Source organism: Streptomyces sp. NPDC048389 (assembly GCF_040706335.1).
Lineage (GTDB): Bacteria > Actinomycetota > Actinomycetes > Streptomycetales > Streptomycetaceae > Streptomyces.
This window is the reverse complement of the sequence record NZ_JBEZKP010000001.1, coordinates 159565-171402: the sequence shown is the minus strand read 5'-3', so window position 1 is coordinate 171402 and position 11838 is coordinate 159565. Positions and strand designations below refer to the sequence as shown.

Sequence of the window (11838 nt, the reverse complement as noted above, 5' to 3'; positions counted from 1 at the left end):
GGGTCAGGGGCTCCGGCTCTCGCGCCGAAGCCTACTGGTCTGTGGCCGGGCCTCGGATGGCCGTGCGGGGGAGCGGGCCGCGACCGGCCCGCTCCCACTCCCCCTGCTGTCCTGTTTCCCGCTTCCTTGTCACTGCCGGCCCGGTCCGGCAGTACGGTGCCGGTTCCCGTCTCAGCCGAGGACTCCGCCGAAGAGGCCGCCGTGGGCCATCCCCAGGAAGAACCCCACGGCAGATGCTCCGAGCCCGATGATCAGCAGGAAGCGCTCACGGGTCGTGACCGAGATGAACTGCCCGTACGCACCGGTGATGATCCCGACGAGCCCCGCCCATGAGCTCAGCAGATGCAGGTGGTGGAACATTGCCGTGATGAACGTGAGGGCGCCGAGGATCAGCGTCACCGCCATCAGGGTGTCCTGCAGCGGATGGGGCTTGCCGTCCGTGTTGAGGAGGGAAGCGGGGGACTGACGTCGCATTGCCTGTGCCATGAGGCACCTCCTGGCTGTGCCGGAAGGCGGCGCATGGTAGCGCCGCGCGCACCCGATGTGTACAGATTGGGGCCATCGGTCACCGGATTTCAACCGGAAGCCCCAGTGCGGGTACTGTGTACGGTCTGCACCGGTGTCTGCCCAGGCCACGAGGCGATCTCCACTCGACGAGAGGGATTGTCAGTGGCGGCCGATACCGTTGCTCACGCATCACGACCCTCCTGCCACGGATCGACCGTGGCCGCTGAGTCCAAAGGAGGTGGGTTCCACATGCGTCACTACGAGGTGATGGTCATCCTCGACCCCGATGTCGAGGAGCGCGCTGTCTCCCCGCTGATCGAGAACTTCCTCTCCGTCGTCCGTGAGGGCAACGGAAAGGTGGAGAAGGTCGACACCTGGGGCCGTCGTCGTCTCGCTTACGAGATCAAGAAGAAGCCCGAGGGCATCTACTCGGTCATCGACCTGCAGGCCGAGCCTGCGGTCGTCAAGGAGCTCGACCGCCAGATGAACCTGAACGAGTCGGTCCTCCGGACCAAGGTCCTCCGTCCCGAGACCCACTGAGCAGTAGCTCAGAGGTCATCGGGTTCGAGTAGCAGCACAAGCAGCCAGAAGCAATCCCGCCGAGAGGTTCACCCATGGCAGGCGAGACCGTCATCACGGTCGTCGGCAATCTCGTCGACGACCCCGAGCTGCGCTTCACCCCGTCCGGTGCGGCGGTCGCGAAGTTCCGCGTCGCGTCCACTCCCCGCACCTTCGACCGTCAGACCAATGAGTGGAAGGACGGCGAGAGCCTCTTCCTCACCTGCTCGGTCTGGCGTCAGGCGGCGGAGAACGTCGCCGAGTCGCTTCAGAAGGGCATGCGCGTCGTCGTGCAGGGCCGGCTGAAGCAGCGGTCCTACGACGACCGCGAGGGCGTCAAGCGCACGGTCTTCGAGCTGGATGTCGAGGAAGTCGGCCCCAGCCTCAAGAGCGCCACGGCCAAGGTCACCAAGACCACCGGCCGCGGCGGTCAGGGCGGCTACGGCGGCGGTGGCGGTGGCCAGCAGGGCGGCAACTGGGGCGGCGGCCCCGGCGGCGGTCAGCAGCAGGGCGGCGGGGCACCCGCCGGCGACCCCTGGGCCACCGGCGCTCCGGCCGGCGGCGGCCAGCAGGGCGGGGGCGGCTGGGGCGGAAGCTCCGGCGGTTCCGGCGGCGGCTACTCGGACGAGCCGCCCTTCTAGGGCGGCCCGTACCACACTTCTTGATCACACAGGAGAAACACCATGGCGAAGCCGCCTGTGCGCAAGCCTAAGAAGAAGGTCTGCGCATTCTGCAAGGACAAGACCGTCTACGTGGACTACAAGGACACGAACATGCTGCGGAAGTTCATTTCCGACCGCGGCAAGATCCGTGCCCGCCGCGTGACCGGCAACTGCACGCAGCACCAGCGTGACGTCGCCACGGCCGTCAAGAACAGCCGTGAGATGGCGCTGCTGCCCTACACGTCCACCGCGCGATAAGGGAAGGGTGACCTAGACATGAAGATCATCCTCACCCACGAGGTCTCTGGCCTCGGTGCCGCCGGCGACGTCGTCGACGTCAAGGACGGATACGCTCGCAACTACCTGGTCCCGCGCGGTTTCGCGATCCGTTGGACCAAGGGTGGCGAGAAGGACGTGGCGCAGATCCGCCGCGCCCGCAAGATCCATGAGATCGCGACCATCGAGCAGGCCAACTCCATCAAGGGCCAGCTCGAGGCCGTCAAGGTGCGCCTCGCCGTTCGCTCCGGCGACGCCGGCCGCCTTTTCGGCTCCGTCACCCCGGCCGACGTCGCCTCGGCGATCAAGGCCGCCGGTGGCCCGGAGGTCGACAAGCGTCGCGTCGAGCTCGGTTCGCCGATCAAGACCCTGGGCTCGCACCAGGTGTCCGTGCGTCTGCACCCCGAGGTCGCCGCGCAGCTCGGCGTCGAGGTCGTCGCCGCGTAAGCGCTCTGCTCCGCTGAGCAGCAGGAAGGGCCGCACCCCTCAGGGTGCGGCCCTTTCCCGCGTTCTGTGGGACGTCTCCCTGACCGCGAGTGTGGAACGTCTCCCCGGCCGAGTGGCGGGGGTGCCGCCCCCCTGCGAGCTGTGCCGCAGGGCTTCAGGGCAACTGTTCCCATGGGTCGTTTCACGTGAAACGGGGCAGCGGTCCGACGTGTGTCCGTTTCACGTGAAACGGTGCTCAGCGAGTCGCTCCAGTCACGATCCACCGCCCCGATCGCGCCCGCCACCAGAGGGTCAGCAGCCGCACGGTCATCATCAGGGTCATCGCCCACCAGAGTGCGGTCAGGCCGCCGCCGAGCGTAGGGACCAGCAGGGCGACCGGCGCGAAGACCGCCAGGGTGAGCAGCATGGCGACCGCCAAATATGGGCCGTCGCCCGCGCCCATCAGTACACCGTCCAACACGAAGACCACTCCGGCGATCGGCTGGGACAGCGCGACGACCAGGAGCGCGGGAGTCAGCGTGTCCTGCACAGCCGGATCGCCGGTGAACAGCGGGGTGACAAGGGGGCGGGAGGCCACGACGAGGACTCCGAGCACGACGCCTGACACCACACCCCACTGCACCATTCGCCGGCATGCCTGACGTGCCCCCGTGGTGTCACCGGCACCGAGGTAGCGGCCGATGATGGCCTGCCCGGCGATGGCGATGGCGTCCAGCGCGAAGGCCATCAGGCTCCACAGAGAGAGCATGATCTGATGAGCGGCGATGTCCGCGTCGCCGAGCCGGGCCGCAACAGCCGTGGCAATCAGGAGCACGGCCCGCAGGGAGAGCGTGCGCACCAGCAGAGGCGCGCCCGCCTGCGCACTGGCCCGTATACCGGCGGCGTCGGGACGCAGCGACGAACCGTGTTGCCGGGCTCCCCGGACCACGACGACGAGGTAGGCGGCGGCCATCCCGCACTGGGCGACCACCGTGCCCCAGGCGGAGCCGGCGATGCCCAGGTCCGCCCCGTAGACGAGACCTGCGTTGAGGCCGACGTTGGCGGCGAAGCCGCAGACGGCGACATACAACGGCGTGCGGGTGTCCTGGAGGCCGCGGAGGACTCCGGTGGCGGCCAGCACGATCAGCATGGCGGGAATGCCGAGACTGGAGATCCGCAGATAGGTGATCGCGTGCGGTGCCGCCGTCTCGGAGGCACCGAACACGCCGACGAGCCATGGGGCGGTGGGCAGGACGACGGTGACGACGGCGATGCCGAGCCCCAGTGCCAGCCAGATGCCGTCCATGCCTTGCCGGATGGCGGCCTGGAGATCGCCCGCCCCCACCCTCCGTGCGACGGCGGCAGTGGTCGCGTAGGCGAGGAAGACGAAGACGCTCACTGCGGTCATCAGCAGAGCTGCCGCGACACCGAGGCCCGCCAGCTGCGGGGTGCCGAGATGGCCGATGATGGCGCTGTCGGCCATCACGAACAGCGGCTCGGCGACGAGGGCGCCGAAGGCCGGAACGGCGAGTGCGATGATCTCCCGGTCGTGCCGCCGATGCCGTTCTTTCGGCTCTGCCGGTACCTGTGTCATGGCCGCCAATCTAATCTTCCACAGGTAAGCGATGCAATACGGTTGCACCCCTTACTACTGAACGCGTGGACGGCTCGTCCGTGTGCCGTTTGTTCTGATCTTGGTCCGGTCGAGAAAGTTTTTCTCCCCCACAGGGGGTGGATGCTGAACGAGCAGGTCAGAGGGGTTACGGGTGGAGCAGCGTGAACTTTTCCACACTGCTGTCCCCCGGTCCGTGCACAGGTTGCGGATACTTCTCCACAGCATCTGATCCTTGGTCCACAGGGCCTGTGGATAACCAGATTGGCTGACGGTGCCCGCGGGCCTACCGTGGACCGTCGCCCGGCGTGCGGAAGCCTCTTTGAGAGCGGAGTCGGGCGACTCGTCTTGTCAGTGTCGTGGCGTAGAAAGAGTGCCACGGCGTAGGTCCGTGGAGCGGACCGGGAGGAGGTGGCCCGGGTGAGCATTTCCGAACCCTTGGACGACCCGTGGGCGGCCGAAAGTCCGGGGGACCGGCTCCCCGCCTCCCGTCAACGCCGCAGTGACGGACGTGGCCGCGAGGACCAGCACGATCGGGGCAGGGACGGCGGCGGCTGGGACGGTGGGTCGCCCGGCTTCGAGCGCGTCCCGCCGCAGGATCTGGACGCCGAGCAGTCCGTGCTGGGCGGCATGCTGCTGTCCAAGGACGCCATCGCCGATGTCGTGGAGATCATCAAGGGCCACGACTTCTACCGGCCGGCCCACGAAACGGTCTACCAGGCCATCCTCGACCTGTACGCCAAGGGTGAGCCGGCCGACCCCATCACGGTCGCGGCGGAGCTCGTCAAACGGGGTGAGATCACCCGGGTCGGCGGAGCCCCGTATCTGCACACGCTCGTCCAGTCGGTACCGACGGCGGCCAACGCTTCGTACTACGCGGAGATCGTCCACGAGCGCGCCGTGCTGCGACGGCTCGTGGAGGCCGGTACCAAAATCACACAGATGGGGTATGCGGCCGACGGGGACGTCGACGAGATCGTCAACTCCGCCCAGGCCGAGATCTACGCCGTCACCGAGCAGCGCACCAGCGAGGACTACCTTCCCCTCGGCGACATCATGGAGGGCGCGCTCGACGAGATCGAGGCCATCGGCTCCCGCAGCGGCGAGATGACCGGTGTGCCGACGGGCTTCACGGACTTCGACTCCCTCACCAACGGCCTGCATCCCGGCCAGATGATCGTGATCGCCGCCCGTCCCGCGATGGGTAAGTCGACGCTGGCGCTGGACTTCGCGCGCGCCGCGTCCATCAAGAACAACCTGCCCAGCGTGATCTTCTCCCTGGAGATGGGCCGCAACGAGATCGCCATGAGGCTGCTGTCCGCCGAGGCCAGGGTGGCGCTCCACCACATGCGGTCCGGCACGATGACGGACGAGGACTGGACACGGCTGGCCCGCCGGATGCCGGACGTGTCGCAGGCCCCGCTGTACATCGACGACTCCCCGAACCTCTCCATGATGGAGATCCGGGCGAAGTGCCGTCGGCTCAAGCAGCGCAACGACCTCAAGCTGGTGGTGATCGACTATCTGCAGCTGATGCAGTCGGGCGGTTCCAAGCGGGCCGAGAGCCGCCAGCAGGAGGTCTCCGACATGTCCCGTAATCTCAAGCTCCTGGCAAAGGAGCTCGAGGTCCCGGTGATCGCGCTGTCCCAGCTGAACCGTGGCCCCGAGCAGCGCACGGACAAGAAACCGATGGTCTCGGACCTGCGTGAGTCGGGTTCCATCGAGCAGGACGCCGACATGGTGATCCTGCTGCACCGTGAGGACGCCTACGAGAAGGAGTCACCGCGCGCGGGCGAGGCGGACCTGATCGTGGCAAAGCACCGTAACGGCCCCACCGCGACGATCACCGTGGCATTCCAGGGCCACTACTCCCGGTTCGTCGACATGGCGCAGACCTGATCGACGGAGCTGTAGGGTCTCAGGTTTCGCGTCCTCATCTCAGGCGCGATGTCCAAGTGAAGTCCTATGGCACGCGATTCTGAGACTGGCAGGTCAGGTCGTTCACTCTTTTTCGGGGCTGGAGTGCAGTGCGGACCGTCCCATAGCACTCTGCTGGCACCGTGGCCGTACGGGCAATCGCCCGCGAGTATGAGGGCAGGGTCATTGCATGACCGGGGTCTGTCCCGGTTGGTCACGTGAGGCCGAGAGCCGCAGTGGTCGGAGGCAGTCGCGGCTGGTGTGGCGGAGGGCGGCGGGCTGTCCACCCCAGTGGTGGCGTTCACGGTCGCGTGGACCCGGCAGGCGGTCGAGTCGCGTGACGGGCGCTCAGCGCCTCGTCTCGTACCTGGTCAGGATCACGCCGCAGGGAAGCGTCCGCGTCTCCACCAGGTTCAGGTTCACCCAGCTGTCCAGCGCGGTGAAGAACGGCGTGCCGTCGCCCACCAGGACCGGCGCGGTGGCCAGCACGTACTCGTCAATCAGCCCGGCCCGCATGGCCGCCCCGGCGAGCGTCGCGCCGCCGATGTCCATCGGGCCGCCGTCCTCGGCCTTGAGCCGGGTGATCTCGGCGACCGCGTCGTCGGTGACCAGGCGGGTGTTCCAGTCGACCTTGTCGATCGTCGAGGAGAACACCACCTTCGACATGTCCCGCCAGCGGCGCGCGAACTCGATCTCCGCCGGGGTGGCGTTCGGCTGCTGGTCGCCGGTCGGCCAGTAGGAGCTCATCGTCTGCCACAGCTTGCCCCCGTACAGCGACAGGTCGGTCGCCTGCAACTGGTCGGACCAAAACTGGAACAGCTCGTCGCTCGGTACGCTCCAGCCGATGTCGTCGCCGGGCGCGGCGATGTAGCCGTCCAGGGTCAGGTTCATGCCGTAGATCAGTTTCCGCATGGCGCCAGCCTTCCGTGAGTCGGTCTCACGCGTACAGACCGGCGCGGCGCGGGAAACTCATCGGTGCGCGATCTGAGCTCGCCTGTAGTCCTCGTGCTCGGTGGCTCAGAGCCGCAGACTCATCGTTCCGCCGAGGAAATGGCATCGATCTGAGACTGATCTTGGGTGACATCGCGGTGAGGCAACGGAGAACCAGCAGGTCACAGAAGATCGACATGTGATCGGCGGCGGGACCCTACAGGAGCCCGGCCCGCGCTTTTCGGGGCGCGTGTGATCGGGGCATGCGGTGGGTCTCCGTGACGCGGCGTGTCCCGGGGATGCGGTCGACGTGGCGGACCGGCACCGATAGACCTGCTCCATGACGTCCTCATCGGAAGAACTGCTCCCCGGCACGCAGCGGGCTCTGCTGCACCGCATCGCCGTCGCCCAGAGGGAGGGCCGTGCGCCGTCCTTCGCAGCCGCCGTCCAGCGCGACGGGCACCTGGTGTGGACGGGAGCCCGCGCCTCGGTGGACGGGCACGCGCCGGATGCCGACACCCAGTACCGCATCGGTTCCATCACCAAGCCGTTCACCGCGGTTCTCGTCATGCGACTGCAGGACGAGGGGTTGATCGACCTCGAAGACGCCCTGGAGAAGCACCTGCCCGGCACCGGTGCCGGCGAGGTGACCATTGTGCAACTGCTGGGTCACAGCGCCGGCTTGAGTGCCGAGGCGCCGGCTCCCTGGTGGGAGCGGACGCCCGGCTCGACGCGTCCCGAACTGTCCGATGTGCTCGGCGGCGGGACGGGCGTCCATCCACAGGGTCGGCGGCACCACTACTCCAACCCCGGTTACACGCTGCTCGGTTCCCTGGTCGAAGAGGTCCGTGGGGTGCCATGGGAGGAGGCGCTCAGTCAGGAGATCCTTGAACCGCTGGGGCTGTCGAGGACCAGTACACAGCCGCAGGCACCGCATGCGGGTGGATGGGCGGTCCACCCGTGGGCGGACGTGATGCTTCCCGAGCCCACGGAGGACCTCGGGCTCATGGCCCCGGCCGGTCAGCTGTGGTCCACCGCTGCAGACCTGTGCCGGTTCGCAGCCTTCCTGGCCACAGGGGACGACCTGGTGCTCGGTGCGGAGTCCGTGCGCGAGATGCGGACGCCGTCCGTGCCGCCGGAGGCGGGGGAGTGGAACAGCACCTACGGGCTGGGACTGCAGATCATCAGGAGCGAGGGGCGCACCCTCGTCGGCCACACCGGCTCGCTGCCCGGGTTTCTCGCCGGATTGTGGGTGAGCGTGGATGACGGGGTCACCGCTGTGGCCTTGGCCAACGCTACCTCTGGCCCGCCGACGGCGATGGTTGCAGCGGACCTCGTGCACATCGTCGCCGACGCCGAACCGCGGATTCCCGAGCCGTGGCGCCCGCTGCCCGAGGCCGATCAGGAACTGTTGGCGTTGACCGGCCTTTGGTACTGGGGGACCTCCGCCTATGGTCTGCGGCTGGTTTCCGACGGTGGTCTGGAGCTGGATCCGCTGCGCGGCGGGGGCCGCCGTTCCCGCTTTCGCGCCGGCGTGAAGGAGACATGGACCGGTCTGGACGGCTACTACGCGGGGGAGACGCTGCGGGTCGTGCGCCGGGACGACGGTTCGGTGAGCCATCTTGATCTGGGCTCGTTCGTCTTCACGCGGGAGCCTTACCAGCCCGGGGATGCCGTGCCTGGAGGCGTGGACCCAGCCGGTTGGCGCGGGTTCCGATCCTGATCTGCTGCTGAGTCGTATGCCGTGTTTCACGTGAAACCAGCCGTTTCACGTGAAACAGCTGCCTAGCTTTCTGTCCGGGTGCCTGGTTGTCACGGCAGGCTTTTACGCTGCTCCGGTGCAGCGAGGGCCAGGGCGGCTCAGACGGCGCGAGCAGGAGCCTTGAGCTCCTCGACGGCCCCGACCAGCGGGGTGAGTTCCGGCTTCTTGCCCGCCTTGTCGAGGGCGTCGCGCAGCGCGGTGTCGTTGGTGGGTCGGGCGCTCCGCGAGCAGCCGGAGGCCGGCCTCGGTCACGTCGGTGCAGATGCCGCGGCGGTCGGTCAAGCAGGCGTAGCGGGAGAGCAGGCCGCGGTCCTCGAGGCGGATGATGAGTCGGGTGGTGGCGTTCTGGCTCAGCACCACGGTCGGCGACCTGCTTCATCTGGAGGTGGCCGCCCTCGCCGTCGTGCTGTCGGCGAGCACTCCGCGCCTAGCTAGGGCGTGTCCGGCGGATCTAGGCGGCCCTCGTGGCTCTAGCCTGCTGCGACCGTCAGGGGGGCGAACCGGCGCGTCCAGTCGCCGGGCAATTCGGCGATGCGGAAGGTCATCACGGCGTTGAAGGCGATCGGCGCCAGGCCCCGCTCCTTCACCCAGGAGAGCAGTTCGTCGTGGCGTACGTCGATGTCCGTGCGCAGCGGCCGGTCCGTGCCGACGGCCAGCGAGGAGATGAGAGCCTTCGCCGTCTCGGTGTCCCGGGCGATCAGCGGGCCGATGACGTGCGTCTCCATGTTCGGCCATGCCGCGGCGTACCCCGTCAGCACTCCGCCCTCCACCGCCACCCGAAGCTGGTCGGCGAAGGCGGGAAGCCGCGCGATCACATGGGTGCGGTCGGAACCGAAGACCTCGTGGTCGAGGCGGAGGAGCGCGGGCATGTCCTCCGCCGTCGCCGGACGGGTCTCCACCTGAGGTTCCGGGCCGGAAGGGGTGAAGTGGCCTCGGACCATCTCTGCGCGACCGGTGGTGGTGAAGCCCAGTTCTTCGTAGAGGGGCTTGCCGTAGGGAGTGGCATGGAGGGTGACCGGGAGGCTTCCGGTCTCTTCGAGCACGTGCTTCATCAGGCGCCGTCCGACGCCCTGCCGGGCATGGCGCTCCGCCACCAGCACCATGCCGATGGCCGTGAGTCCGGTGTCGTAGCGGGTGAGGACGCAGGCGGTCACCAGCCCCTTGCCGTCGGGGTCGTCGATTCCGTAACCCGTACCTGCCGCGAGCAGCAGACCCCACTTGTGTTCCTCGCGCGGCCATCCGCGGTCCTCGGACAGATCGGCGCAGGCCACGAGGTCGTCCGTGGTCAGCCGCCTGATGGGCAGGTCGGAAAGCGGTGTCTGCATGGGGTCAGGCTGACTGACGCAATGATCGTCCGTCCACCGGTTTTGGTGAACTGGCCGATACCCGCATTCGTCGGCCACGGCGGGTGGGTACGCACGGTTCGGGACAGAGACGACGGTCATCACGTGTGACCCGGTTACCGGGACGCTTGAGTGGTTTCACGTGAAACACGGTGCCGGTCCGAGAAGGGTGGCCGCCTCTGACGGCGGGAGGGCCCGTGGCTACTGGCCTCGGCGTACAGGAGTGGACGTCCGCGACTCCCTCCCGCGATCCGGCGGTACCGTGAAGGGACTCCCGGGGGTCCATGGGTTCGGCGACGCCGGTCGACTCAGCCGAGGTCAGGCGCGTGCATGGCCCGCACGCCTTCGATGTTGCCGTCCAGGTAGTGGCGCAGGGACAGCGGCACCAGATGTACGGCGGCGATCCCGACGCGGCTGAACGGCACGCGGACGATCTCGTACTCGCCGAGAGGCTCGTCGATCTCGGGTCCGTGCCGAAGCCCGGGGTCCATGGACTCCAGACGGCACACGAAGAAGTGCTGCACCTTCACGCCGGTCACGCCGCCGTCGGCGATGTGCTCGACGGTGTCGACGAAGCACGGCACCACATCCGTGATCTTGGCGCCGAGCTCCTCGTCGACCTCGCGGTGGAGGGCGTCGACGACGGTGGCGTCCTCCGGCTCGACCCCGCCGCCCGGCGTCAGCCAGTACGGATCCATGCCTGGCTTGGTGCGCTTGATCAGTACGAGGTCGTCGCCGTCGAGCAGGATGGCGCGTGCGGTGCGCTTGACCACCGGTCGTTCGGTCATGGCAAGAGAGTGGCCCATGTCTCGGCATCTGAAACGCGTGTGGGCGTTCTGTGCCGTTCTCCGTCACCAGGCGACGGCCGCGCTCAGCAGTCCTTCATGGGCCCTGGCGATGTGCGGGTGGGCGAGCGTGCCGGTGCGTATGACGAGGAAGTAGGTCCGCAGCGGTGGAACGGCAGGGTCGAGGAGAGCGATCACCCGGCCTTCTGCGAGGGCGTCCTCGCACAGGTAGCGCGGCAGTACGGCGAGCCCGGCACCGGAGGCCGTGGTCTCCAGGACGGCTCTCAGGTCCGGTGCGACGACGGTGCCTGCCGCAGCCGGCGGTGAGTCGAAGACGGCGTGCCAGTACCGTGAGACGAACGGCAGGGACTCATGGACCTCCACCACAGGCAGCTGCTCGAGGACGACATGCCCCTTGCGCAGCACCCCGGGGCCCAGATGCGCCGCCCATCGGGGAGCCGCGACAAGCACGTGCTCCTCGTCGCAGAGTGCGGTGGCGGTGAGGAGCCTGCCCCGTGGCCGGGCCGTGGCGATGGCGAGGTCGTGGTGGCCGGCCGCGAGTCCGTCGAGGACCTCCTCCGCGTTCCCGAAGGAGGCGCGTAAGGCGAGCCCCTGGTTGATCAGGGGGTGAGTGCGGGGAGAGCGCGGACCGAGGTGAACTCGGGTGGGCCGGCAAGATGGAGGGTGCGCGTTCTCGCCCCGCCGTCGAGACGGGCCTCGGCGATCTCGACGAGGGCGTCCAGGTGGGGGGCCGCCCGGTGGGCGAGCTCATCGCCGATGGTGGTGGGGGTGACGCCGCGCGCCTGACGCAGGAACAGCGGCTTGCCCAACTGACGCTCCAGCGTGCGGATCTGACCGGTGACCGTCGGCTGGGAGAGCCCGAGCAATGCGGCAGCGCGCGTGAAGGACCCGGCCCGGTGCACGGTGACGAATGTGCGCAGCAGGGCCAGATCCATGCCATGCCCTTCCCGGTCCGACGTTGCCACCCGAACCAGGCCAACTATAAATATGTCGATAGGTCTGTGTCGCTACCGTGATTGGACACTGACGCAGAGTCAAC

The 11838-nt window shown here is 68.1% G+C and carries 11 protein-coding genes and 2 pseudogenes; 6 read left to right on the top strand and 7 right to left on the bottom strand.

Going from position 1 to position 11838, the window contains the following annotated elements; all coding sequences use genetic code 11:
- Nucleotides 1–171: 171 nt before the first annotated feature.
- Nucleotides 172–486, bottom strand: a complete 315-nt coding sequence (locus AB0903_RS00790; RefSeq protein ID WP_366697550.1) for a hypothetical protein — start codon at nucleotides 484–486, stop codon at nucleotides 172–174.
- A 270-nt stretch (nucleotides 487–756) separates the two neighbouring features.
- Between AB0903_RS00790 and rpsF the strand changes: the two genes are divergently transcribed.
- The 4 genes from rpsF to rplI all read left to right on the top strand — a co-directional run bounded on the left by rpsF (nucleotide 757) and on the right by rplI (nucleotide 2450).
- Complete coding sequence (gene rpsF, locus AB0903_RS00785; RefSeq protein ID WP_356893924.1) at nucleotides 757–1047, top strand: 30S ribosomal protein S6; 291 nt, start codon at nucleotides 757–759, stop codon at nucleotides 1045–1047.
- A gap of 74 nt (nucleotides 1048–1121) precedes the next feature.
- Nucleotides 1122–1706 (top strand): single-stranded DNA-binding protein, encoded by a 585-nt coding sequence (locus AB0903_RS00780; RefSeq protein ID WP_366697548.1) that lies wholly within the window; start codon nucleotides 1122–1124, stop codon nucleotides 1704–1706.
- Between the two features lie 42 nt (nucleotides 1707–1748).
- Nucleotides 1749–1985, top strand: coding sequence for a 30S ribosomal protein S18 (rpsR, locus tag AB0903_RS00775; RefSeq protein WP_003956534.1), 237 nt, complete (start codon nucleotides 1749–1751; stop codon nucleotides 1983–1985).
- A gap of 18 nt (nucleotides 1986–2003) precedes the next feature.
- A complete protein-coding gene (rplI, locus tag AB0903_RS00770; RefSeq protein ID WP_366697546.1) occupies nucleotides 2004–2450 on the top strand; it encodes a 50S ribosomal protein L9 in 447 nt (148 codons plus the stop codon).
- A 235-nt stretch (nucleotides 2451–2685) separates the two neighbouring features.
- Here rplI and AB0903_RS00765 read toward each other — a convergent pair whose 3' ends face one another.
- A complete protein-coding gene (locus AB0903_RS00765) occupies nucleotides 2686–4023 on the bottom strand; it encodes an MATE family efflux transporter (protein ID WP_366697544.1) in 1338 nt (445 codons plus the stop codon).
- Between the two features lie 438 nt (nucleotides 4024–4461).
- On the opposite strand from AB0903_RS00765, the gene dnaB reads away from it, so the two are divergent.
- Entirely contained in the window at nucleotides 4462–5940 is a 1479-nt protein-coding gene (gene dnaB, locus AB0903_RS00760; protein WP_366697542.1) for a replicative DNA helicase, read from the top strand.
- A 366-nt stretch (nucleotides 5941–6306) separates the two neighbouring features.
- Here the strand turns inward: dnaB and AB0903_RS00755 are convergent, their stop codons facing one another.
- The gene (locus AB0903_RS00755; RefSeq protein WP_366697541.1) at nucleotides 6307–6870 is read right to left on the bottom strand and encodes a dihydrofolate reductase family protein; all 564 of its coding nucleotides are present in this window, start codon (nucleotides 6868–6870) and stop codon (nucleotides 6307–6309) included.
- Nucleotides 6871–7228: 358 nt separating this feature from the next.
- On the opposite strand from AB0903_RS00755, the gene AB0903_RS00750 reads away from it, so the two are divergent.
- Entirely contained in the window at nucleotides 7229–8611 is a 1383-nt protein-coding gene (locus tag AB0903_RS00750) for a serine hydrolase domain-containing protein (protein ID WP_366697539.1), read from the top strand.
- 137 nt (nucleotides 8612–8748) lie between these two features.
- On the opposite strand, the pseudogene AB0903_RS00745 reads toward AB0903_RS00750, so the two are convergent.
- The 4 genes and pseudogenes from AB0903_RS00745 to AB0903_RS00730 form a co-directional block, all read right to left on the bottom strand.
- A pseudogene (locus tag AB0903_RS00745) lies at nucleotides 8749–9062 on the bottom strand (MarR family transcriptional regulator); the annotation flags it as partial.
- 58 nt (nucleotides 9063–9120) lie between these two features.
- Nucleotides 9121–9975, bottom strand: a complete 855-nt coding sequence (locus AB0903_RS00740) for a GNAT family N-acetyltransferase (RefSeq protein ID WP_366697537.1) — start codon at nucleotides 9973–9975, stop codon at nucleotides 9121–9123.
- A gap of 326 nt (nucleotides 9976–10301) precedes the next feature.
- Nucleotides 10302–10781, bottom strand: a complete 480-nt coding sequence (locus AB0903_RS00735; protein WP_366697535.1) for an NUDIX hydrolase — start codon at nucleotides 10779–10781, stop codon at nucleotides 10302–10304.
- Between the two features lie 63 nt (nucleotides 10782–10844).
- Nucleotides 10845–11734: pseudogene (locus AB0903_RS00730) on the bottom strand (LysR family transcriptional regulator).
- Nucleotides 11735–11838 lie beyond the last annotated feature (104 nt).